General features: G+C 79.8%; 1 protein-coding gene. It reads left to right on the forward strand.

The annotated features are described in order from the left end of the window. Positions 1-54: 54 nt before the first annotated feature. Positions 55-391: transposase (locus tag V5O49_RS17000; protein WP_405001122.1), on the forward strand; the 337-nt coding region annotated here is incomplete at its 3' end.

Genomic DNA, 391 nt, shown 5'->3' on the forward strand with positions numbered 1-391 from the left:
GCCATCCCCGAGAAAGCGCTCCTGCCGATCGTCCGGTCCTGGCGCCCCGACCGCCTGGACCAGCCCGGCCGCGGCCCGATCGTGGCCGCGTCCGTGCTCCGTGCCTGGGCCGACCCAGGACCCCTCAACTCCGAACCCGCGGTCGCGACGCGCGCCGGCGCCGCCCCCCTCCCCGCCACCAGCGGACGAGCCGCCAACCGACCCCGCCTCAACCGCTCCGGCGACCGACAGCTCAACCGCGCGTTGCACACCATCGCACCGTGCAGCGCTCACCGCACCGTCGTCGGACCGCGGGGGCCGTCGCGCTCGTGGCGCCCGCCGCCCTGCCCGCCGCCTGCGGGGCCGGCGCCCCGCTGCCCGGCTACGGCGGCGGCGCGCCCGCGACCCCGTC

The sequence above is a fragment of the Isoptericola haloaureus genome, assembly GCF_036689775.1.
GTDB lineage: Bacteria > Actinomycetota > Actinomycetes > Actinomycetales > Cellulomonadaceae > Isoptericola > Isoptericola haloaureus.